This is a genomic window from Halobacillus trueperi (assembly GCF_003386945.1).
GTDB classification, from domain to species: Bacteria; Bacillota; Bacilli; order Bacillales; family Halobacillaceae; genus Halobacillus; species Halobacillus aidingensis.
The window spans coordinates 1-24,310 of the sequence record NZ_QUAE01000030.1 but is presented as its reverse complement, the minus strand read 5'-3'; the positions used below and the strand labels follow the sequence as shown (position 1 = coordinate 24,310).

General features: G+C 39.9%; 18 protein-coding genes and 2 pseudogenes. 3 read left to right on the top strand and 17 right to left on the bottom strand.

The features are described 5' to 3' along the window. Positions 1 to 533 precede the first annotated feature (533 nt). From DYE48_RS19745 to DYE48_RS19690, 12 genes are all read right to left on the bottom strand, one after another. Positions 534 to 1,862: a glycoside hydrolase family 30 protein gene (locus tag DYE48_RS19745; protein ID WP_244199490.1), complete on the bottom strand. Its 1,329-nt coding sequence runs from the start codon at positions 1,860 to 1,862 to the stop codon at positions 534 to 536. Positions 1,863 to 1,965: 103 nt separating this feature from the next. Then, positions 1,966 to 5,133, bottom strand: a complete 3,168-nt coding sequence (locus DYE48_RS19740; RefSeq protein WP_115825039.1) for a cellobiose phosphorylase — start codon at positions 5,131 to 5,133, stop codon at positions 1,966 to 1,968. A gap of 186 nt (positions 5,134 to 5,319) precedes the next feature. After that, positions 5,320 to 6,150 (bottom strand): carbohydrate ABC transporter permease, encoded by an 831-nt coding sequence (locus tag DYE48_RS19735; RefSeq protein WP_115825038.1) that lies wholly within the window; start codon positions 6,148 to 6,150, stop codon positions 5,320 to 5,322. Further along, positions 6,110 to 7,096, bottom strand: a complete 987-nt coding sequence (locus DYE48_RS19730; protein WP_115825043.1) for a carbohydrate ABC transporter permease — start codon at positions 7,094 to 7,096, stop codon at positions 6,110 to 6,112. Before DYE48_RS19730 ends, DYE48_RS19735 begins: the two co-directional genes overlap by 41 nt. Positions 7,097 to 7,255: 159 nt before the next feature. Continuing rightward, positions 7,256 to 8,584, bottom strand: coding sequence for an ABC transporter substrate-binding protein (locus DYE48_RS19725; RefSeq protein WP_115825037.1), 1,329 nt, complete (start codon positions 8,582 to 8,584; stop codon positions 7,256 to 7,258). Between the two features lie 124 nt (positions 8,585 to 8,708). After that, positions 8,709 to 9,716, bottom strand: coding sequence for a LacI family DNA-binding transcriptional regulator (locus tag DYE48_RS19720; RefSeq protein WP_115825036.1), 1,008 nt, complete (start codon positions 9,714 to 9,716; stop codon positions 8,709 to 8,711). Between the two features lie 380 nt (positions 9,717 to 10,096). Then, positions 10,097 to 11,635, bottom strand: a complete 1,539-nt coding sequence (locus tag DYE48_RS19715; protein ID WP_115825035.1) for a response regulator transcription factor — start codon at positions 11,633 to 11,635, stop codon at positions 10,097 to 10,099. Next, positions 11,632 to 13,464 carry a sensor histidine kinase gene (locus DYE48_RS19710; RefSeq protein ID WP_167449561.1) on the bottom strand — a complete coding sequence of 611 codons (1,833 nt, stop codon included), beginning with the start codon at positions 13,462 to 13,464 and terminating at the stop codon, positions 11,632 to 11,634. The genes DYE48_RS19715 and DYE48_RS19710 overlap by 4 nt, the downstream gene beginning before the upstream one ends. A 79-nt stretch (positions 13,465 to 13,543) precedes the next feature. Next, positions 13,544 to 15,190: an extracellular solute-binding protein gene (locus tag DYE48_RS19705; RefSeq protein ID WP_115825033.1), complete on the bottom strand. Its 1,647-nt coding sequence runs from the start codon at positions 15,188 to 15,190 to the stop codon at positions 13,544 to 13,546. A gap of 317 nt (positions 15,191 to 15,507) precedes the next feature. After that, positions 15,508 to 16,428: an endonuclease I family protein gene (locus DYE48_RS19700; RefSeq protein ID WP_115825032.1), complete on the bottom strand. Its 921-nt coding sequence runs from the start codon at positions 16,426 to 16,428 to the stop codon at positions 15,508 to 15,510. 502 nt (positions 16,429 to 16,930) lie between these two features. After that, entirely contained in the window at positions 16,931 to 17,326 is a 396-nt protein-coding gene (locus DYE48_RS19695) for an HI0074 family nucleotidyltransferase substrate-binding subunit (protein ID WP_115825031.1), read from the bottom strand. Then, on the bottom strand, positions 17,302 to 17,625 hold the full coding sequence (locus tag DYE48_RS19690; protein WP_167449560.1) for a nucleotidyltransferase family protein: 324 nt from the start codon (positions 17,623 to 17,625) through the stop codon (positions 17,302 to 17,304). The genes DYE48_RS19695 and DYE48_RS19690 overlap by 25 nt, the downstream gene beginning before the upstream one ends. A gap of 864 nt (positions 17,626 to 18,489) precedes the next feature. On the opposite strand from DYE48_RS19690, the gene DYE48_RS21625 reads away from it, so the two are divergent. From DYE48_RS21625 to DYE48_RS21620, 3 genes and pseudogenes are all read left to right on the top strand, one after another. Further along, a complete protein-coding gene (locus DYE48_RS21625; RefSeq protein WP_115825029.1) occupies positions 18,490 to 18,579 on the top strand; it encodes a homoserine O-succinyltransferase in 90 nt (29 codons plus the stop codon). Between the two features lie 34 nt (positions 18,580 to 18,613). Further along, on the top strand, positions 18,614 to 20,083 hold the full coding sequence (locus DYE48_RS19675; RefSeq protein ID WP_115825028.1) for an alpha-amylase: 1,470 nt from the start codon (positions 18,614 to 18,616) through the stop codon (positions 20,081 to 20,083). Positions 20,084 to 20,684: 601 nt separating this feature from the next. After that, positions 20,685 to 20,894 (top strand): annotated as a pseudogene (locus tag DYE48_RS21620) (ATP-binding protein); the annotation flags it as partial. Between the two features lie 47 nt (positions 20,895 to 20,941). Here the strand turns inward: DYE48_RS21620 and DYE48_RS19660 are convergent. The 5 genes and pseudogenes from DYE48_RS19660 to DYE48_RS19640 form a co-directional block, all read right to left on the bottom strand. Beyond that, a complete protein-coding gene (locus tag DYE48_RS19660) occupies positions 20,942 to 21,388 on the bottom strand; it encodes a threonine/serine exporter family protein (protein WP_115825025.1) in 447 nt (148 codons plus the stop codon). A gap of 18 nt (positions 21,389 to 21,406) precedes the next feature. Then, positions 21,407 to 22,150: a threonine/serine exporter family protein gene (locus DYE48_RS19655; RefSeq protein WP_208639673.1), complete on the bottom strand. Its 744-nt coding sequence runs from the start codon at positions 22,148 to 22,150 to the stop codon at positions 21,407 to 21,409. Positions 22,151 to 22,198: 48 nt separating this feature from the next. Then, positions 22,199 to 22,357 (bottom strand): annotated as a pseudogene (locus tag DYE48_RS21615) (IS91 family transposase); the annotation flags it as partial. 605 nt (positions 22,358 to 22,962) lie between these two features. Next, positions 22,963 to 23,544 (bottom strand): SLATT domain-containing protein, encoded by a 582-nt coding sequence (locus tag DYE48_RS19645; protein ID WP_115825024.1) that lies wholly within the window; start codon positions 23,542 to 23,544, stop codon positions 22,963 to 22,965. Continuing rightward, a partial coding sequence (locus DYE48_RS19640) for an SMODS domain-containing nucleotidyltransferase (RefSeq protein WP_147299301.1) occupies positions 23,522 to 24,310 on the bottom strand: 789 nt, incomplete at its 5' end. The genes DYE48_RS19645 and DYE48_RS19640, both read right to left, overlap by 23 nt.

The following is a 24,310-nucleotide window of genomic DNA, read 5'->3' as shown; positions in this document are numbered from 1 at the left end:
GTTCCTGGTAAGTATATCAATGCTTAGCAGGGGCTTTTTTTATTATATATTAAATTAGTTATTTTCCATTTCGGTGCCGGACATCAAGAAATGAAAAAACGCCTGTTCCACTGTGGTAACACTTTAACGAAGTGAGGGCAGGCACTTTTTTCCTTGAGATTCCAACTTTGAGTTCATTTATGCACTTCATGGATGCCCCCGCGAAACTCATATAATCGCATTTCATTATACAAAACTTATTGAAAGGATAAGGCAGGATTATTTCATTGAAGAGCGCTTTCCATGGTTGTACAAACCGATTTAAATCTTGATGAAAATTAAATGATTTATTGTGTCATTATCTGTATCGAAGAAGCAAAACGCAAATAAGAACATGGAGAAGAAGCCTTTCTTACTATTGGTGATATTGCTGAAGAAAGAGAAGGCGGTTCTAAAAAAGAAAGAGATCCATAAAAAAACCATGCGCTCCGCTGAATCATCGGAGCGCATGGTTTTTATTAACTAGTAAAATCAAACGGTAGAGCCTTGGACCCTTAAATAACAAGCGAATAAATCGAATGAGGCGCAAACGTTACAGGACAAGACTTACCATTTAACACTACACTTACCTCTTCCGCTTCATCTGTTTCATTCATAACTACAAGTACAATGGAGTCATCCTCATTTTGAAAAGCGACACCTTGGAGGGAGTGGTGATCCATTTGATGCTTAATTCTAACGGCATTTGGCTTAATGAACTTACTAAAGTGACCAATATAATAATAAGAACTATTATAATGAAGCTCGTTCTTATAAGTATCCACAATCACGGGCGCGTCACAATAATTCCCTACATGGTTTGGGCCGCCTTCTTCATTCAGGACAAGGTTCCAGTCGATCCAGCCTTCCAGCCAATTATTTAAATCCCCCATAATGTTTCGCCCATAACGTTCTCCTGTATGCCAAGCACCCAGCTGAACACCGCCTTCGATACAACCTTCTGTGAAAATTATATGTTTATCCGGGAAATCTTCGTGGATTTTCGTTAAATTTTCGAACTCTTCACTTACATACCAGTGTAAGCCTGTTCCCCATACATATTTAGCCGCTTCAGGGTCGGAAAGGATTGTTTTCGCTCTTTCATAAGCCACATCACGGTTATGATCCCAAACGACGATTTTTTTATCCCCAAGCCCTTCTACTTCCAATGTTGGTCCTAAATAATCCCGAACAAAATCGCGTTCCTCTTCAGCTGAATAGCGGCAGGAATCCCACACCTGGGTGGCGTCTGGTTCATTTTGAACGGTTACCCCCCAAATTGGCACACCTGAATCCTCCATGGCATCAATATACTTCGCATAGTAACGCGCCCATACCTCACGATATTCGGGTAAAAGTTGTCCACCATGATTCATCTCTTTATTCGTTTTCATCCATGCGGGAGGACTCCATGGAGAAGATAAAAGAGTTAAGTTTTCCCCTCTCACCTTCCTTGCATCCTTAATCATAGGGATGACATATTTATGTTCCCGTTCAATGGAGAACGTACGCAGTTCCTGATCATCTTCTTCCACATACGTATAGTTACCCAGAGAAAAGTCACAGCTATGTATATGCGTCCTACCAAGAGAATAACCTAATCCCTTAGATGGATGAAAGTAGCTCTCGATCACCTCCACCCGTTTTTCTTCAGAGATTTGCGACAAAGTATAGGCAGCCGCCTCTGTAAAAGCACCCCCGAATCCCATAACGGTCTGATAACGTTCTTCAGGAAGGATGGTTATCGCTGGCGCTCCTTCTTCTAGTCCGTGCTCGGTAAAGGAAAGCTCCTCTTTTTCAGCAAGACGGTCATTTGTATCTTTAATGGTTTGAATCAATTTCACGTTCTTAACCCTCCTCCAATTCACTTCTTTAACGATGCTTCATTCTTTACCTAATCCCTCCCCGTCTATCTCATGAATATCCAGATGGTCAGGGAGGAATGGCTTATTTTAAAGTGATCTCCATTTTCTTAAACGCTCGGTCTCGAACTTTCTCAGCCCATTCACCTTGGATTTTCTTCCCGTCAATGACGATCGATCCTTCTTCATCGTGAAGTATATACTGAACAATAGATGCTCCTTTGTCTCCATAGGTTGGCTTTCGGTTTTGATTATAATAAGTCACTTCAATCTCTCCGAGGAATGTAAAAGTCAGTTGATTCTGTTCATCAAACAGCCATTCTGGTAGAAGAGGTTGGAGCTTTAAGGTTAATTCACTGTCTTCTACTACAAACATTTCTTTTCCGGTCATCATCAACTGCCACGTGGATAAAAACTCTGCCGTTGTGCCGCTTAAACGGGCTACGAATCCCCTCCCATGCATACTTTCGTCAGGATTGACACTACTTGCAATAAACGATGAGTTCTCTAACGTACTTCTTCCATAAACAGAAGGATCCATAAATGGAGGAAGTGCAGCCTTTAAATCTTTGAAAAAGTCTTCATATAAACCAGCATTCAGTAAGCTTAATAAATACTTGAACTCCATATGCATAAACACAGATTCCCGCTCAAGCCATCCAGGGGTAAAGGCTCTCGCTCTGCCCACTTCATAACTCATTTCATCTAATGAAGTGGATGTTTTATACATGTGTAGTTTTTGATCGTAAAGGTTGGATTGTCGAACAGACTGATGAAGTTCGGCTGCTGTTTCAGCGCTCATTCCTTTTAATGCCCTTGCCGGTCCTTCTAAGAAGTGAGGAAGCACATGAACATCAAAGGATTGAACATTCACAAGAAGATCGTCTTTTTCGTTCCTCATCACTTGCCCTTCCTCATCCCGCCTCACTTCATATTTTGAAGCTTCATAATAGAAGTAGGTCGGAATTAATCCGCTCCCTAATTCTTTCGCTTTTTCAATACCAGCATCTACTTTCGCCATAAAGAGTTGAAGGATTTCCTGAACATCAGCAGCTGTTAGAACTTCTTCTCTTCCATCCAGTCCGTCTTTAATGACGGTTCGATAGGACTCTCTTGCTGTAGAAACGGCATCCCAATATTCAAAGGAGGTAAGATTTTGATGTAATGCCGTTTTTACTTCCTGTACCAAAGTAAAGACCTCAACAGGCAAGATCGTCTCTTCTTCAATTTCACACTCCATGATAAATTGCAGCAGCCGTTTCAATTCTACGGTTTCACTCATCCCTGAACCAAAAATACCCGGCAGTCCATTCATGGAATCATTCCATCCCGGCTTATTCGCTTCCATTTCAATCCCCATACCATAAGGATCTAAGGTTGCGAATTTAAGAAGGGCTAAGGAAAACAATTTTGAAAATAACGTACTTTGATACAAATCGCCGTCCTTTGTCTTCAGCCAGTGATCAGCCTTAGGCTCTTGCAATTCTGTAACGGCCCCATACTGCCGAACCTTCTCATCGGACAATACATATTTTTCCGAACGAGGTTTTATAAGGACAGGACTGTAAAAGTAACGATAAGAACGATCCTTAAATAACAGGGTTTGCTTTTGGTCTGGAAATACTTTAAGGAAGTTCTTAATTAAATCCAAATTATAGGTCCAATGATCGATCCAGTATCCTTCTCCAAACTCTGCATCAATTTCCTGTTCACTATGAGAAAGTACGGTACGTAAAAATTCTCCAGGCGAGACGGTTAAACATAGGTTTCGGTCAACAATCGACTGCACAATAACTCCTGGTGTGAACGCACCTTCCAACTGTTTCTTCATATCATTGACGTCTTCCTCACGGGTGAACAGGGTTTCCAACCATGATAGGTTTTCTTTCTCAATAAGCTCAAAATATGACCCTTTCACCACTAATGGGTTATACCCGTCCGCCTGTACTAAACTCATAAACAGTTTGATATTGTAGTCGCCCACTTCCGGATTGAAGAATATATCATTCCGTCGGTTTTGATTCACATCCCTAAAGTTTCCGTTCCCTTGAGAGAAGAATTCCGGTGACACGGAAAAGAAATTATAATCTCTTTCAAGGTCCCCGTGTTTCCTTGAATAGACATAATAAAGAAATGGATCTTTCTCATTTTCTAATAAAACCGGGTATCCGCCACGCAGCACATTATCTAAGTAACTTTGCTTCGTATAACCATCAAACAATTCGTTACCGGTTTTGGTTTGAATATCACTTGTCAATTCTTCTACCAGACGTTGAGCTTCCTTGTACTTTTCATCAAAATACCCAGCAGAAGACACTTCCTCCCGCTTCTCTTGAATAATATCAAGGTCATTGACATGCCCGATCATCGTTCGTAAAACGGATGATTGATGAGGAGAAAGCTGGACGGCATAAGCTGAAAAACCACACGGCACTTTATTTGCCGTTATCTGTTCCTTCTGTAAAAGTTCAGAAACAGCGTGAGATTCAAACCGATCTGGAAAGCGTAGGGACGTATTCTCACCAAAGAGAATCGAAGCATCCACAATCGGCTTTAATAAGGAGCCATCTTCGGCAAAGCTGGCATAAAAATGTCCTTTGGTTATCTCCTCTACTTCAGCTGTATCCCCCGTTGAAGAGCGGACACGGTAGTAAGGGATGTGATTATGTAAATTGAACACATCCATCCAGCTTTTCAAGGTGTTTCCAACTGCTTTATAGGCAGCATCTTCAATCCCGAATGGCAGAATGGCAGGCAGGCCATCTACAACTTCAATGCTTAATTGCTCTTCAGAAATATTCTCTACTTCCACTTTCCGTATAAGAGATGCATAATTTTCATGCGGCAATGTGAAATAGGTGACCGTCGTTTGAATGCCGTATTCTTCATGACGTTCCTTTACAATCAATTCATTTTCCTTGATGAACATCGTACGCTTCCCTTTTCCCTTCAAACCATCATTAAAAGGTTCAAATAAAAAGGAATCATTATTGCGTTGAACTTTAATGAAGGTACGAAAACCATTCGTCGACACACGCTCATAAGCCTGATTGGCTGGGTAAAATTCTGTAATCGCATTGCTTTTATCCTGGACTCCAAAGCTCACCATCCCTTGGCCTCTATTCACATAGAAGGCCCACATAGGTACCCCGTACAAACCAGCCAGCCCAGGTAAAAAGCTTGAGAACGTCTTAGCCTGATCAAAGTCTTCAATTACAAAATACTTTTTATCATTAAATGCATAATTCACCATGCATCAGCACCTCTTTCTAAACTATTGATTCAGCCCCTGCATAGGAAAATAAGGAGAAAGTTTCGCACCCTCCTCCTTATTTTCCTAAACGAAACATGACGAAATCGATTTCGGTATGGGTCATACTTCTATTGATTTTCATGAATAGGTTCAGCACCCCGGATTCGTCTGAAAGGATCGGACGCTTTACCCTTTCACAGATCCAGCGGAAATACTCGTAATAATATATTTAGAGAAGAATAGGAACGCAATCATAATCGGAACAACAGAAATGGCGATCCCGAGATACATTGATCCCAGATTTTGCGCTACCTGCGATCCCTTCAAGAAGCCCATTAAGACTGGTAAGGTGTACTTTTCCGGCGAGAAAATAACAACCAAAGGTAGAATATAGTTGTTCCATGAACCAATGAACGTAAAAATGGACATCGTTGCCACCGCAGGCATCATGATTGGAAGAGCGATGGTATGGAAGATTTTCAGTTCACCAGCTCCATCCATACGGGCCGCTTCCAGCAAAGAAGTATGCAGGGTGGATGCAAGATACTGCCTTAAGAAAAACACAACAAACGGACTGGCTATTGCAGGGACGATCAGCGGGATAAAGGTATCTAAGAACCCAAGTGTCTTGTTCAACTCATAGAAACCAATAAGCCCTAACTGCCCTGGGACCATCATCATCAAAAGCATAAAGATAAATAGTTTATTTTTCCCTTTGAAGTCATACACGGCGAACCCAAAAGCTGTTAATGCCGAAAAATACCCACTCAATATAGTAACCGTAATAGAGACGAATAGACTGTTTTTAAATCCGGCCCAAATATTGACGTAACTCATCATATTTTTATAGTTTTCCACCAGTTCACTGCCCGGAATAAAGGAAAACCCCATGATGATGTCCTTTGTCTCTCGTGTGGCATTAATAATCATCATGTAAAATGGTACAAAGCTGATAATCGCTAATAGAGTTAAGAGACTATATATAAGTGTTTTGTTTAGCAACTTTTTCTTGAACATTCACATTCCCTCTCTTCTTCGCAGCTTTGCTTTTACGTTTCTCCGCTTTAGCCACAGCTTTTTCCCCACTGGCTTCCCGGTACATGGATTTAAAGGTGATGGCAGAGAAGACCACCGTAATCAAGAACAACATATAAGCAATCGTTGCTGCATAACCGTAATTGTTGTATCGGAACGCTTGATTATAAAGATACAAAACCATCGTATTTAAAGCGCCATCAGGATTTCCGAGACCATCCGTCAAGAGCATCGGTAAGTCAAACAATTGCAGCCCACCGATAAGAGAAGTGATCATGACATACAGCATAATCGGTTTCAGCAATGGCAGCGTAATATACATGAACGTCTGCATCCGGTTCGCCCCATCAATCAAAGCTGCCTCATAATACTCTTTGGAAATACCGGATACCCCTGCCATTAAAACGATAAAGGTGTAACCAAACCACATCCACGTCAAGATCAGGGAAACGGATACTTGAGCTGTAAATGGCTGGTTCAGCCAGTTAATCGGCTCACCAATCAATCCAATTTTTAATAAGAATTGGTTGATCGAACCGTAATGCCAATCAAGCATAATGTTAAATAAGATCGCAACGGAACTGATCGTAATTAAGTTCGGCAGATAAAAGATCGCCCGAAAGAACCCAAGGCCCTTAATACGAAAACGAAGATCTGAGAATAAGGCAGCTAAAAACAAGGCAATTCCCAATTGAAGAGCAAAGTTCAGCCCCCATATTTTCCATGTGTTTACAAACGCTTCTAGAAAATAAGTGTCTGTCAGGATCCGGGCATAGTTGGCTAAACCGATAAACTCCGGTGCCCCATACCCTTCATAGTGAGTAAATGTATAGTAAAAAGTTAAAAGAACAGGGTAAATATTAAATACAAGGAAAATGACAAAGAATGGAGCGATAAAATAATAGCCTTTATGATCTAATTTCTTCACCATGTACACCTTCTTCCTTTTAGGCTGGAAAGAAGACAAGCCTACCCCCATGAAGGAGATGGCAGACTCGCTTCCTTCTCTTTCTATCCCCTTTCGTGACTGAAACGAAGGATGAAAGAAAGAGGGGATAGAAACACTAGGTTTCTATCCTTTTATTATTTATTTCGGTGTTTTTATATTTGGATATGCATTTTCAACGGCTTTGTAAAATTCTTGAATTGCTTCTTCTTTGGTCAATTTACCGTCTACATATTCCGTAACTTTTGAACCAAGCAGCGTATCAATCTGCTGATCATACTCTGTCACGATCCCAGGTTCAATTTTCTTCGCTTCTTCTAAGAAGAATTCATAGTTGTTTTGCCCACCTAGGAATTCCTCACTGAAGTCACCTTTGATCTTGTTGGTAACAGGAAGGTAAGACAGGAGATCCCCTGTATCTTTCGCCCAATCTGTTAAGAACTCTTCATCATGGGTCATCATTTTCACGAAATCCCAAGCCAGGTCCTTCTTCTCAGAACCACTGTAAATACCTAACCACGTTCCACCCCAGAAATAAGGGGATGGACCTGTTGTAACGGCCCAATCACCAGCCGTATCTTCTGCATTCAGTTTAAGGACACTGTGTAAGCCCCATGTCGGAAGAGCATAAGAGAATACTTCCGTTTTTTCTCCTGACGCATTTTCATCCACTTCATCCCATCCGCCGTTATAGGCAATCGGGCCATTCATAGAAGCGAGCCAGGACGGGGACCACTCTGGTGCAAAGGCAGTGTAATCTTTTTCACGAAGCTTTTTCGCTTGATCAAAATAATTCAACTTGGCTTCTGTCATGACTAATTCATCATTTTCATTCACCCAAGGCTGCGGATCTTCACTCTTAGCGAACCAGCGAATGGAGCCTTCATCCGGGAATAAGCGATAACCTTCGGCTTTTAACTTGTCGCCCACTTCAAACATCTTGTCCCAGGAAGACATCATGCCCCCGACTTCTGTCGGATCATCTGTACCTAATACTTCCTTAGCGATACTGCGACGATAGTAAATACCGCCTGGTGTCGTCTGCCATGATAACGCCTTAACATTTCCTTCTGAATCCTTACCTAAGTCATAAACGTAAGGAACGTAATCTTCGCTCCATTCGTCTGCGTTATACGGATCAGCCGATAAGTTTTCCCAGTAATCACGTTCGATCCACTGCTTCAAGAAAGCAATTTCACCAGTAAAGACATCCGGTGCACCAACTCCACTTTCCAAAACCGGTTTAAGTTTCGTAGGATAATCAGCAATTGGAATGATCGTTAACTCTACTTTGACTCCATTTTTCTCTTCGAACGTTTTAATTGGCTCCTTCAATTCATCAGTAAAGGACCAAACTTTCAATACATCATCTGACTTTTCACCCGTGTCGGAAGAAGCGGAATTTGAACATCCTGCGATTACTCCTGCTAGCAAAACCAGGGTAAGGACCATACCTAAGATTCGTTTCATGTATCTTACCTCCTAATAAATATGAAAAATTATTTATAAAAACAGTGATTTCTTTGGGCCTGAATCGGTTTCGATTTTTTAAAGTGCACTGGAACGAAACCGGTTTCCATTTTGAGTAAAAAAATTAAATACTTCTGCATGAACTTCTGATCATCAGTTCGACGGGAACAACAACACTTTCAACATTTTTCTGTCTGGTATGGATTTGATGGAGCAGCAGCTCTCCTGACTTTTCGCCAATCAATTCGGTTTGCTGACGGAGAGTGGTCAAGGATGGGTGAAACATTTCCGAAAGTTCTATATCATCAAAACCGATGACCGAATAATCGTCCGGTACTCCAAATCCAGCCTCCCGTATTGCTTCCATAGCTCCAATAGCCAGGTTATCTCCTGCTGCATATATAGCTGAAGGCGGGTTTCTCAGTACTAACAGTTTCTTCATGGCTTCATAGCCACTCTCTCTTGAAAAGAATTCTCCATCCACAATGTAATCCTTAGGCACCGGCAATTCGAGTTTCTTCATAGCCTCTGCATATCCCTTTAACCGTTGTTTACCGGCAAACGTCGATGAGTGGCCGGCAATGTGAGCAATTTTGCGATGTCCCAAAGAGTAGAAATACTGAACGGCCTCAATACTACCGCGAACGTTGTCTGAGTAGACCACACATGATTTGTCACTCTTCAGATCAATGACGACAGAAGGCAGCCTGCTGTTGATCAACTCCTGTACCTGCTCGTCTTCATAGGTCGAGCTGACAATCACAACACCATCTACTCCACGATACTTAAAGTAATCCAGATAACTCTTCTGTTTGTTGCTTATGTTTCTTGAAGCAAAAAGCAAATCGTACCCTTGGACTTCTACATGCTGCCTGAAACTTTCAATCACGGCGTTGAAAAATGGGTGTTTCATGCCAATCCCTAACGATTCAATAAAAACGACACCAATGATCCATGATTTCTTAGTAATTAGAGATCGCGCATGGGAGTTTGGCAAATATCCCAGCTCTTCCACAGCATCCAGGATTTTTTTCTTGGTCTTTAAATTGACATCTTCATAATTGTTCAACACCTTAGAAACCGTGGCAGGCGAAAATCCTGTTGCCTTTGCAATGTGGTAAATCGTTACCATATTTGAACACCTCTTGTACTTCGAAGACACGATTCGTAAGAGAGAAAAGCGAAATGAAAACCCTTACAACAATAAATAAAAAAATATGGCTTTCCGTTCTTACTTCTCTTCAAAAAACTGCTGGAACCTTCCCCTCACCCTCCCCACTTGTTTGATTAACCGCTTACAAACTTATTGTAATAGACTTCTTCTTTTAATATAATGAACTGAATTTTACATAAGGTGACAGATTTTTAGGTTTATAAATGAATCGTCGAAAAAAGGGTATAGGACTTATTTTAAGAATCATATAACCTATCACTCTCTTTTTGATTAGTTGTGATCTATACCATAAGAAGAGCACAAAAAAAGCTTGTGTTATGAACACAAGCCTAGGGTACTCAGGAAAAAGTCCTTTCCGTATATAATTTTTCTCGGTATTCCTTTGGAGAAACTCCCTCCAAATCTCTAAAAACTCTCGAAAATTGTTTGGAATTACCGAATCCCACCCGTTCACTTACCTCGAAAATTTTATGGTTGGAGTCAGTTAATAACTTCTTCGCCTTTTCGATCCGAACCTTCTTCAAGTAATCCACGAAATTATTCCCTGTATAGTCTTTGAAGGCATGACTGAAATAAGAGTAGTTCAAAGAGACATAGTTTGAAACCACAGCCATATTCAAATCCTTATGAGCATTTTCATGGATGAATTCAATGGCCTTATCCAAAATATTTTCTCCAGCATACACGCTTTTCATTTCTTTCATATATTCATGGAGACGTATCGTCAAATTTTCAACCGCATAAAAATAGTCATACACGTTCTCAAAATTGGACATATCTCCAACTTTATCGTAAAGTTTAAAAACTTCGATGGATTCCATACCTATCTGGTTAAAAGCCTGATCAAAAAGATCCCTATTAATAGCGTCATTTAGTTCTTCTAAGCAAGAGATTTTACATTCTTTCATCACTTCTATATTAAAGATGTTTACTAACGATAAGCGGATTTCATCGTTACGATTTGTGCCTAACATATTGAAGATCTTTTGAATCAGTGGTTTGTTCACCATGGTGCTATCTTCTTTTTTTGCCTTCACTTGTTCATATGTGAGGATTTTTTGGTGAGGAAAGATAAATTGATAAGCTAATGCTTCATTCGCTTGTTCATAGGCCTCCACTAATTTCCCCATGGAAACATGTTTATCGCTCATGCCAACTCCTATATGATCGGCTATGTCGAATGGGTTGTCTTCAAAAACCGCATGGAGTCCTTCCAGGCATTCGGTAAATACCACAAGGTTTTCATAACTGTCCACGAAACATAAAGAAACATCGTCATACTTCTGAACCTGCTTCACGATGTGTTGAAAGAAATTGTCCTTGGGCCGAGTGCTTTGGTTACTCTTCCATTGGAAGATCCCAGCATAGAAACCGGAAGAGTACTGATGGAGCTGAAACTTCTGAACAGCTTCTTCCACTTTTTCTTCATTCATTTTTGGATTGAGTAACATATAATTCAATTGATTGACCAGATACTCATCCTCATCTTTCTGCAAGGATAACTTAGCATCCAGCTTACCTTTAGCTTTGTTAATCAACGCGAACAATTCATTACGATCCACAGGTTTCAGCAAATAGTCCATCACTTGAAATTGAATGGCCTGTTTGGCATACGAAAAATCATCGTAACCGCTCAGAATGATTACAAACGGGGGAGTTTCGATCCCCTGCAAGTTTTCAATGAGTTGAATCCCATCCATATGGGGCATTTTTATATCGGTGATGACGAGGTCAATCGGATGATTTCGACATAATTCCAAGGCTTCTTTACCATCGGATGCAAGCATGATGTCCGTCTCTGTAAACTTTCTTTCAATCATAGCTTTTATACCTAAGCGGATCATTCGTTCATCATCTACAACTACAACCTTCATCATGCGGATAACCCTCCCCCTTCTTTAATGACTAAACAAGGTATGGTGACTATAACCTCTGTGTAATGCCCTTCTTTACTATTTATAGTCAAGCCATATTCCTTACCATAATACAACTGTACACGTTCATGTACGTTGTAAAGGCCGATGCCACTTCCTGTCTTCATTCGCTTCGATGTCTCTGCCGTGTCTGTTCCTTCTGATAAAGAGACCCTTAAATTTTGAAGGGTTCCAGGTTCCATCCCGTCCCCATTGTCTGTGAGGACGACTTTTATATCCTTTCCTTCTGTATAGGCCCGTATGGATATGATCCCTTTTCTCTCGTTTAGGATATGCTGAAGCCCATGCTTCACTGAATTCTCCACAATCGGCTGGAAAGTCATCTTCAGCACCTCCTGCCCTTCCAAATGAGGCGGAATATCAATCTGTAAATCTAAACGATGATCTAAACGTATGTTCATCAGCTCAATATAGTTTCGTATATGATTGACTTCTTCCTGTAAGGAGACAAAATCTTTCTTCCATTTTAGGTTGTAGCGCATCATTTCTCCTAATGATGTTAAGGCATCAGAAATATCATATTTCCCATCAATCTCAGCCATCATCTTTATATTCTCTAAGGTGTTATAGAGAAAGTGTGAGTCAATCTGCATCTTCAAAGCATGTAACTCTGCTTCTTTCGTGGCCGCTTCTTTATTAACCGATTCAGCAATTAATGTGTTAATCTTACTTAACATATTTCGATAGTGATTGGATAACCTGCCGATTTCGTCACCACTCTGGATATCTACATCAACAGTAAAATCTCCTTTCTCCACTTTTTTCATAGATTCAATGAGAAGGTGGAGTTTTTTTAGTATGAGCGAGACTAATCCATGGGTGATGAGAGAAAGGAGAACAATGAGCGAAAGAGCACCCAGGATGATCATCGTTCGAAGTTGGTCTCTTTCCATGAAAGTATTTTCTAGAGATTTCACATGCATCAGGTGGATGCCTAAATCCTCTTCATAGGAAGATACAATAAGGAACGGAACCTCTTCATTTGGGAACATCATCGTTTGATTCACGTCACCGGTATTTTTCTGATCAAACTTCTCCTTTAATTCCTTTGGACTCATTTTGATGTCCTTCAATAGTGACTGAGATTGTTCAAAATGAATACGATTCGCATCAAGGACAAACATCTGCGACTCCATGTTTTCCACATGATTAAACACTTTTGGGAAGAAGTTTTCTAAAAGCATCGTCACTTTAATCAGACCTAAATGCTCATCTTTGGGGTATTCCAGTTCCCGGTATAAGGATATTTTTTGAGGGTCCTGAAGAGTCTCCCCTTCACTCGCGACGTCCTCCTGATGATTCAATTTCCACATCTCTGTACCCTCATATTCGAGAAGTTCCCCGAACCAATCTGAATTCTCGATCCGCCGTTCATCATAAATGAGCGGCCACATTTCTTTCACCTGATCATTGGCCGCATAAACATTGATATCTTCAATGGCAGGATTATTGTACTTCAACTGTAAAACATCAGAGAACGTTTCATTTTTAAAATCGAGAAGCTGTTTTACTTCCTGCTCTTCTTTCTGGCTGATAAACTCGGTAAGCTCTTGATTGGCTACCACAATCTGCGCGGTCCGACGAATCTTTTCCTTATTCTCTTCGATGTTCATTTTTTCGAGTTCTACTAAATATTCACTCTCTCTTTTCGTATCATAAATCGATGACTCAAACCTATTCTTAGAAATATTCCAAGTGAAGATCAGAATGGGAACTAAGATAATCACTACATATAGAACCACCAATTTTTTATGGAGGGAAAGTTGACTCATCCATCCTCCTATCCTTTTGAAGATTTTCTTCCACTTCACACCCATGTCCTTTCCCCTCCCCACTTCCAGTAAATGAACCCTACCTGCTTAATTTCTGCTGATTCTCCTCATAAACCTTTTGTCTATGCTGTTCCACTATGGAAAACCCATATTCCTCACGCTTTTCTAAGAAGGATTGAAAGAGCTGGTCAAATTCTTCTTCAGTTTCAGCTAATAATAACAGCGGCAGTACCCTTCCCCATTCCTCTTCAATCTTAGTCGCAGCAATTCCCGCTTCTGATGTCCCGGTAGGTTCAATACCTTCAAATTCACTAAAGTTGACGGTTTTTCCTTTTGTCCAATCTATGGATTGTTTAAGTGGTGCTGCCGGATTCGGGGCCCATTCCAGGTATTTATTCGTGTCCATCAACATCCAATACGTATAAGAAGCCCCGTATTTTTGGTCAAAGGACCCACGGTCAGATTGAAGTTGATCCAGCACCTCAGGGAGAAATTGCTTTTCACCATTGGCGTGATCCCACGTGACTCCTTTTTTACCAAAGAAAACATCCTCCTGTCCTTCATCGCTAATGAGATAGCTTAAAAAACGGATCGCTCGTTCAGGATCCTCCACATCCTTGGATATAAGCGTAACTGTCCATCCCGATATTCCATCTGCAGGGAGGGTGGGGGCATCAAGATCAGAATTAGCCGGACCATCCACCGCTATATAAATGGAATCTGGATCCTTCGCATATAGCTCTTTCTGCTGTGCCTCCATATCACTCCGTTGATAAAGCATGGCAAAATATCTGCCTTCCGAAATTTTCTCTTCCATTTGAGCACGCTTATCAATATAGATATCTTTGGAAAGCAGCCCCATCTCATTGGCTTGTCTGAATGTCTTTAACCATTCGATATACTCAGTATCGGTTTTCCTATCATAAATTTCCCCTTCCTGTTCCATAGGGATCGCTAAAAAGTTTTGAAGGTGTTCTTCTAAAGAATCATTACCATCGGGAGTGAATTCGTGAAGCCCCAAAGGAATGAGAGGTTCTCCATTCACTTCAGGGAATCGTTCTTCCGCTTTCTTCAAGGCGTTCAAAAACCCTTCAGGTGTTCTCATATCCGGTTTTCCTAAAGCTTCATACATATCCTTACGTACTAAAAACGTTTGATTGGATGGCTTCACATCTTTATATCTATCAAAATCTTCTGGTGACGATGAAGCATTCGGGTACCCATACACGTGACCGTCTTCCTGCTTATACCATTCTAACTTTGAATCATCCGCCACTTTAAAAAAGTATGGATCGTACTCATCAGCAAGCGCATCTAAAGGGAGTACAAGATCCCGTTCGATCATCTTTTCCGCTCCATCTTCCCACCAACCGATTGTAATAAAATCAGGGAGAGAACCAGAAGCAATCATCGTGTTTATTTTTTCATTTTCATTGCCCTTTGGGGAGATAAAATTAATCTTAACTCCTGTTTTTTCAGTGATATAATCAGAAACGACATTGTTTCCCCATCGCGTTGAAAACCAAGAAAAATTCACATACCAATCAAAGGTAATGGAAGATTTATCAACCTGCCAGCCAGGTTGATCAGGATTGACCACTTGATCTTCAGCTTTTTCCGCTTTTGAGAAACCGGTTTCATTTTTCTCCATATCTTCACACGCTGCTAGGAAAGCCCCCACCAGCATAAGTAGGATAAGGGTTCTAATTAGAGACTTTATTCGCATGTTCATCCCTCGCTTATATTTCTAGTATATCGAAAAAAGTTGTACGTTCGTAGGGAGATTTGTAATAAACAATCTGAAAATTACGAATCATGTGCTGAAGATGGTGAAATGTTAGATTTTATTATTGCAGTCCTTCCTAATATGAAAGGAAATATCCATCTCGTCAGTATAGAAGGTGGTTAGATAAAATTTACTGTGTATCAAAGTTTGCTTTAGAAGGTAACTAGGAATGTCCGGCCACCTGTGTGAACCCCGATATGTAAAAATGCCTGCCCCTCTACATTATTGCGGGGCAGGCATCCTATACGGAACGTTGGTTATGACCTTTGTTTATGACTGAATAACCGATCCATCCCAACTGGATAATCAATAAACGGATTACGATTTCCCTGGAGTTCAAAAATCGCCTGATTCCGGTGCAGTTCATAAACTTCAGGCGGTTCATTCCTATGCCACTCAAGCATAAGATCCACATCTATTTTTTCTCTATGATTCTTCTCCAAACCATCCGGATATCTCAGCAAAAAATAAAGCATCGCACGAGCCACAGTGCCCTTTGCATATTCCGGTTCAAATAACTCGTCCTCTGCTTTCCCGCATTGATCTTCAATCCGAAGAACCTCCGCCTCTTGTCCAGCTGGATAATCATAAAAATCATGATAAGGATAATTACTTCTGATTGAATTACATAGAGGTTCACACGTAAATAAATGATGCAGATCCCCTCGCATGGGCTCTTGTGCGTCATACCAGGATTGAGGAACGGCATGTTCACAATTGTATTTAAAGGCGGTAACGGCCTCTTCCATCACTTTTAGCAGATTCTCTCCATCTTTGTTTGCTCTAACCTTTTGTTCACGTTTTTGGGAAGAAGTATAATCTTCTTGTATGACATCCTCCGGCTCTCTTACCTCTCCTGAATATATGCTCCGCAGCTTGCCATCAGGACGCAGGTCTACCCAAGGATAAACGTATGAGCTCGGGTCGTAGCGCAAATAGTTGTTATGTGTCGACTGGATTATTTCCATAACCTTCTCTATAGCCGTGCTGTTGGCAGGATCCGAAAAATCAACAGACGTATAATATTCTTTTTTCGTTTGTTCGTTTTTACTTTCATCAAAGTAGACCTGTTCATTATTAATAATTTCTTCTTTATTTTTCTTCGCTTGTTGGATGATTTCATTTATTCGTTCCGGGTCTGTAGATACGGAAATTGCCTCGCTGATCTTTTTATCCATGCATTGCCCCTCCTCCAATAAATTCTCCAACTGTTAAGCTTTCTTTGCTCTCTCACTCTATGCATTCCACTAATTTGTCTAATACCCCTTTTATAGAGTTCAAAAAATCAAATAAAGATTACAGAAAAGTTCCACGGCTATTGGATTAAAACAATAATGTATATTTGAGAAAGAAAGAACCACAAAAAAAGATGACGAGCATTGTCGTCATCTTTCTATAGAATAGTGGATGATGTATTTACATCATGCCGCCCATTCACTCGCTTAGCTAAATATACTATAACAAACCCTGTAGAACCTTGTTATATCAAGGTTCTCCTTAGCAACTAAATTAATTAAACACAATAAATTCTAATACTTTATGAACAGTATCCAGTCATAATCCAGTCACCAAAAACAGCACCTAGTATTCATACTAAAAGAAATGCTCTTTAAGCGTTTAAGTTATATTTAGTTCACAAACTAGACGTAGTTGCTCACGTGTGGGGTTTTGTTTTAATGGCTATATCACCTTACTATTCATCCGTTCAACCCACTGATGGAGCAGGTTATTATACTGAGGAAGATTTTTTTGGATTTTAATGGCCACTTCTACATTATAGGTATGGACGGTCAAATTACGATCATTTACCATTTCTAAAGCCAGAACAGCCTCTTCATCCTCCAATAAGTGGACCTCCCTGCAACTGCGAATGACGCCCTTTGGAGAGCCGGCATCCACCCCTTCTACGTCATACAAATACTGCTTCGCCGCTTTCCAACTAGCCTCGAAAGAGAATTCAAATCGTTGAATCGCTGCATCTCGTTCCACATCATTCAGGTTTTTAAGGTTGGCTAGCTTTTCAAAGGCAGCCAACGCTTTTTCTGCTGCTTCTAATCGTTGGCGTAATCTTTCCATAAAATCCCCTCCTTTTTCACTTGTTGGATTAAAGATGCTTTGGCATCATGTAAATCCACCACATCTACCTTGTAAGGAATGGTAGACTCTTCTATTTGCTCGATCAGTTTATTCCATTTAAAAGGAGAGATTGGGGAGTGGGATTCGATAGCGATATCGATATCCGAGCTATGTTTTTCTTCCTGTCGGGCCCAGGAACCAAATAAGTAAACACGCGCTTTTTCCTTGTTGAGTTGTTCATTCAAAATCGATTTTAGTTGTTCTAAAATTTGCTCTCGTAAATCTGCAGGGCATCCCATAATATCCCTTCCTCTTTTTTGTCCCATTATAGCATATGGACATCTTCTCTTTGATGAATTTTCCTTCTCCACTTCCCCAGAACAGAATTTCGATCGCTACCAGGTCCATTATATTTAATAATAATTTTCTAAGACCCAACTATTGTAGTGCCATATTTTAGAGCCAAAAGAAAAGTCTCTCAAAAGTTTATGAACTCTTGAGAGGCTTTAAATTTAGTAGACGATTTTAAACCAGTCAATATCCAGTCAAATTGTTCTCAAACCCTTCTTATCGGTCAGCTTTCAGACACTGAAATATAAATGACAACGGAGAAACAATTCAAAAATATTGGGAACTCGCTCTTACAAGTGGACATTACGCTTCTGAAAACCGCAACTTTCGAATCATTGAGCACTTCCAGTTTGAAAAAATCCAATATTGGGAAGGGATTATTATGGATTGGGCAGAGGAAAATGCAACCTCTGTCCTTCATATATGCTAGGGTGTTCAATCGGCACTTTGTCATCATTATGGTACCGATAGATCTGCCCTTCAGGAGTACTTTTCACCATAGAACCTTTAATAGACGGAGACATTAAGCTCTTGCAAGGATTTGACGATGAGTTTATCGCTTCCTCCTCGAGACATATAAATGGTTAAGCAGATTAAATAAATGCAGCTGTCGAAGAAGAGCTGTTAGCTACTTCATAAAAGGCAGGCCGATTTCTCATGATGTCCAAGGTTGGTAAACACATTATAGGTACTGGACATTTTGAATAGGATACGGAGATCCCTTAAGGAAATATATGAGCGCGCTTTAGACAGAGGATTAAGTGTAAAATTACCGCGCATTATTTTCCAAATAATGTCCTCACGAACTCCCATTGAATCGATGGCGTTCTCACGCTCATTTATTATTTTCAAATTGTCCCAATTATTATGAGTATAAGGAAACGCCATATAAGTGGAAATGAGAGAGACAGAAATTAGTGAAATGAGGAAGATACTATGGAGCGTAATCACACGATGATGCAATTTTTTGAATGGCACTTGGCAAACGACGGTGACCACTGGAATCGTCTAGCGCTGCTAGCAGGTGAATTAAAAGAGCATGGCATCGATGCTTTATGGATCCCACCCGCAACAAAGGGTATAAGCCAGGAAGATAATGGCTACGGAATATATGATGGTTACGACTTAGGCGAGTTTGATCAAAAGGGTACAGTTCGAACGAAATACGGAACGAAGCAAGAACTCTTAGAAGGCATAGCCGCTTGTAAAAATGTAGGAATTCAAGTTTACTCAGATGTTGTCATGAATCATAAAGCCGGTGCCGATGATACGGAGCGCTTTGAAGTGATCGAAGTAGATCCTAATGATCGATATAGAGTTGTCTCTGAGCCCTTTGAAATCGATGGATGGACAAAGTTTTCATTCCCTGCACGAAATGGCAAACACTCCTCCTTTAAATGGTCCTATCACCATTTTAACGGCACGGACTATGATGCCAACGAAGATAGAATTGGTATTTATCAAATATTGGGAGACAATAAACGCTGGAATAGTCATGTCGATAATGAATTTGGAAACTATGATTATCTCATGTTTGCTAACATTGATTACCATCATCCAGCCGTACAAGCAGAAATGCTTTATTGGGGTGAATGGTTTGTTAACACAACCACATGCGACGGTCTTCGAATAGATGCGATTAAACATATTAATCATAAATTCATCTCTGTTTTTGTTCATACCATGCGTTTGAAATTTGGAAAAGATTTTTATTTTGTCGGTGAGTTTTGGAACCCAGACCTGGAAGCATGTCAAAACTTCTTAAACTATGTAGATTACGAAATTGATTTATTTGATGTAGGTCTTCATTATCACTTTCACGAAGCTTCGCTGGCTGGTCGTAATTATGATTTAAGTAAGATTTTTGAAGACACCCTTGTTGGGACTCATCCAACGAACGCAGTGACATTTGTTGATAATCATGATTCGCAGCCTCAAGAAGCCTTGGAGTCCTGGGTGGAAGACTGGTTCAAACCTTTGGCATATGCCCTCATCCTCCTTCGTAAAGATGGTTATCCATGCGTATTTTACGGAGACTACATTGGTATAAATGGTGAAAATCCGATCCAAGGTAAAAAAGATATGATTGATCCGATCTTGGATGCAAGATATCATTACGCATACGGTGACCAAAAAGACTATTTTGATCATGGAAATACGATTGGCTGGGTACGAAAAGGCGTCTCGGACTTTCCAGGATCAGGGTGTGCCGTAGTCATGAGTAATGGTGATGATGGAAAAAAACGCATGTATGTCGGAAAAAAACTCGCTGGACAAATCTGGATAGACCTTACAGGTAACCATCCCTCACGCGTAAAAATTACAAAGGACGGCTTCGGGCAGTTCCGTGTGAAAAGCGCTACCGTCTCTATATACGTTAAAGAGAATGCATTAGAAGAACAATAGCGAACACGCCTTATCCACGTCCCAAGCGTCGATTAGACTCTTGGGGCGTCTTTCGTTATGTGCATCGTATGGTCCACTACCGTCTACCATCTCCCTTAGGACAGTTGGAATTACTTACTTGCTGTAATGATAATATCTCAATAGCTGAATACGGCGGGGCATCGAAGTGGCCACCTCCCTATATCTTAATTCCTATTTTTTGTTGTCCGTTGACATACAGTTTGAATATATGTTTCTTATTGCTAATTTGTTTGGTGACAAATTCAAAGTTTGAGAGCTTTTTTTCATGTGATTAAGAAGTGCGACAAACAAACTTTGAATTTCTTCATAACTTTCAGACAGAAACCTATCCTTACCTATATCCCTTACTTTTCTTGAAGTCGGTAATCCAGTATTCTTAAAAAGTCTTTTTCATTTTTAGAAGGGGAATTAATTTCGCGTCTCGGTTTTAAATCTCGCTTTTTTCCTAATGGAACTTTTTCGTACATAGCGACACCTTCAATTCGATGGAGGAGTTCCAAAAACTTTTCATCATAGAATTCATCTTCAGTAAAATCTAGAACATAGAGTACTGTTTGAGTTGTAGGGCGATTTTGATTTTGCTTTTCAACCAAGTATTGATGAAAAGCGTATTAAAGAAGTTCTAACCGGGCGATACATACATCATGGGAATATTATCCTCCTAGTCCCAACTGGTGTAGGGAAAACGTATATAGCCACTTCCATGACAGTAGAAGTCCTTACACAAGGCCCTACAGCCCTTTATATCACGGGAAATGACTTTATAGCTGAATGCCAAAACAAGGATTAATCCAGTGGATTATAAAGACAAACAAAAGCGCAAGTGAGAGTCACCTATTACCTCACTTGCGCTTTTGTCTGTTTCACCTTTTTTATAATCTGGTTAAGCACTTCCGAGAACACGAGCCCAAATGCAATGGCACCGGATATCATAAAAGCTTTCGCTGCAATAGAGATAGCGGCGCTGTAGTCATTTTGTACAAAGTTCCGCATCGCGTCATAAGCGAGACTTCCTGGTACGAGAGGAATAATCCCTGGTACGCTAAATATAATCATAGGCGTTTTGAATCTCCTTGCCAGCGTCTGGCTGACCAAGGCAATAACAAAGGAGGCGATGAGTGTAGCCGGGACACTGTCGACTTCTTTCCATACTAAGAATGCGTAAATCATCCAACCAACCATGCCGACGAGACCACATTTGACGAGCGTATTTCTTGGCGCCTGATAGATGATTCCAAAGGCAGCTGATGCAAAAAAGCTTGCTATGGCATATTCAATCCACATAGTCATTCCTCACGATCTCTAAAATAGTGCAAACATAACAGCAATACCTGCCCCAATTGCAAAAGCCGTTAAAAAAGCCTCCGCCCCCTTGGCGAGTCCTGAGATAAGATGACCTGCCATCAAATCTCTTACAGCGTTGGTGATGAGCAGACCAGGGACCAACGGCATGATTGAACCGACAACGATCTTATCAACTTCCTTCCCAATACCGAATGAAAAAAGGGAGAAGGCTGTAAAACCGATCAACAACGAAGCAACGAATTCAGCAACGAATTTAATTTCAAATAATCGAATAAAGTTAATCAATGCAATAAACCCCAGTCCTCCTGCTAAGCAGGCTGGCAGGAAATCGTACCAGCTCCCCTGAAACATGATAGTAAAGAAACCACTCGCTAACGTGGCAGAGATGATTTGCATGAGCATGGAATAGTCTGTAGGACTGGTTTCAATCTTTCTGAGCTCTTTATACGCTACGTGAGTAGACATTTCCCCACTTGCGATCTTTCTGGAGACATTATTCGCAAGGTTCACTTTCTCGAGATTTGTCTCTCGTGCCGAAACTCTTACTAATTTTGCATGGGCACCAGGGCTAATCGTAAACATAATCCCAGTAGGTGTTACATAACTTTGGGATTCATCCCGTCCGAAAGATTGGGCAATCCGCGTCATCGTATCTTCCACACGATAGGTTTCCGCTCCATTTTGTTGCATGATCTTCCCCATTAATAAACATAATTCAATCAGGTCCTCTGTACGCTCCACTCGGTCACCTCAATTCGTATTACAGTATGTTTAGTGTGTCTATTCCTATACTAAAAGCTTAAAACCCTTTTTAAAATTTCCACAATCTCGAAACTTCTCCACTTTCTTTTGCACGACTGGGCGGATCTTAGCTCCATATTTGTTCTTAAAGGCTTCCCAATGTTGATGTTCATCAAAGAAAATTCGTCGTAAAATATTCGTCTCCATACAGGTACAATACCACATCATCAAGGGCTGTAGTATTGTCAAAAGTTATACATTCTTTACTTTGAACAAAAAACTAATAAAAGAACTATCAGGAACAGAAGTGTGCATTAGTCCCTTTCCACACCTGGGATTCTTGAATGTATAAACCATTCGGCTATGGGGACTTTAGATTTAAATAATATTTGCTATTTTTTCTGTTGGCTAGAATTTACGGTCTTCTAAAAAACCTGAAATGCAAATTTTAAAAGCAAAAAAGGACTACCTCCTTTATTTAGGAAGTAGTCCTTTAATTACTAACTATTTATACATTACTTGAAGAGTTTCCAGCCAGACTTTTTTGTGTGTTTCAAACTTTTTATAGAAAAATCCAGTCAAAACTTATTTGTAATGCAGAAAAAAACCTATTACATAAGTGGTTTGAGCGTTATTACATCATGCCGCCCATGGATTCGCCCAAGTAATAAAAACTTAATAACAACAATTATCCTTTACTACGGCAACTATATAAGTTGTAGAGTACAAAATCTCCTATAATAAACTATGAAGAATAATGAGAAAAAGTATGTCATTGAGTATGTCATACTTTTTCTCAGGCAACCGACCGGCTATTGCCCATTTCCCCTATTACTTCTCCTTACAGAATTAGGTAACATCATATCTATCTCTTTCTCAGAAAAGGTTTGTTCCTCTTCGGTTTTTAATGATTTCTGAGCATCTAAATAACTTTTCTTATCTGTCCTTGGAGAATTCCCATAGACTTCATATGTTCTCTCTTGTAACTCATCACGTTTACTCATTATATCTTCCATAGTTAGAACCTCAAAGTCTGTAAGTAAGGACACATATTCTTCTCTTATCTTCCAAAGTAAACCTGAAGCTCTTTGATGCTCTTGTGATATTTCTACCAAATTGTAGTTCTTTGCGTACGTATTTAAAATCAATAATACAAGAGACGAAACTGCTCCAACTATACCTGCGGCTTTTTCATTTGAAAGGAGAATTATTAAAAAACCACCTGTAGTCATGGCAGACAATATAATCTGTAAAAGTTTAATATTTCCATTTAGTTTTAAGAGCCTCGCGATTTTTTTGTCGTGACAAGTCTGTGAATAAGTGACTCTACCATACGCTTCTCTAATTTGGGATTCTAATTTATAACCCTGGCTAGTTGGGGAATCTCGTTCCATAGATCTCTCTCCATTTTTGTTTTGCTGTATGGTTCATATTCTCCTTAGAAATTGCTTCTAGGGATTTATTATAAGCTTGCGTGGCTTTATACTTGAAATTACCGTTTTTTCTAACATAACGATTACTTCCTGGAGCTAACCAATATGTTTTGGATTCATCTATTTCTTTCAAATACTTAAAAAAATCTCTACTCATAAAATCATAATATAAAAAAGATTTATCTCTATAATCCCAGTCACTCAGGAACTTATAAGCCAAAGTATCAATTAAAATACCACTCATTTGGACATTACAGTGGTTCTTCCAAGCTCTAATCATTCTACATAACCTTTTAAGATTTTTATTTGTATTTTTATTAAGTGTATTTAGTGCTTCAATCTCACTTCTAGGATCTGTAGTTTTCCAATTTCCACCTCCATTGGAATCTCCATAGGTATAACTTTTATTGACATTGATAAAAGCTGGAACAATTTCAAAATTAATTCCGTCAGTAAAATTAATTCCAATAACTTGGCCATCCCCTTTTATATGAGATGTACCATAAGTTTTTTGCAGAATGCCTTTCACTTCACTTAGTAGTGCAGACTGGCCATTACTTGAATAATTATTAAACTTTTCATAAGTTTTAAAGGGCAATCTAACAATTAAGTCTATATCACTAGTAAATATTTCTGTACCTCTACCATATGACCCTACATATAAACTATTATTCAGTTCTGAGGTACTCCCCCAATAATCTATATTAATTCTTTTAGTAATTTGTTT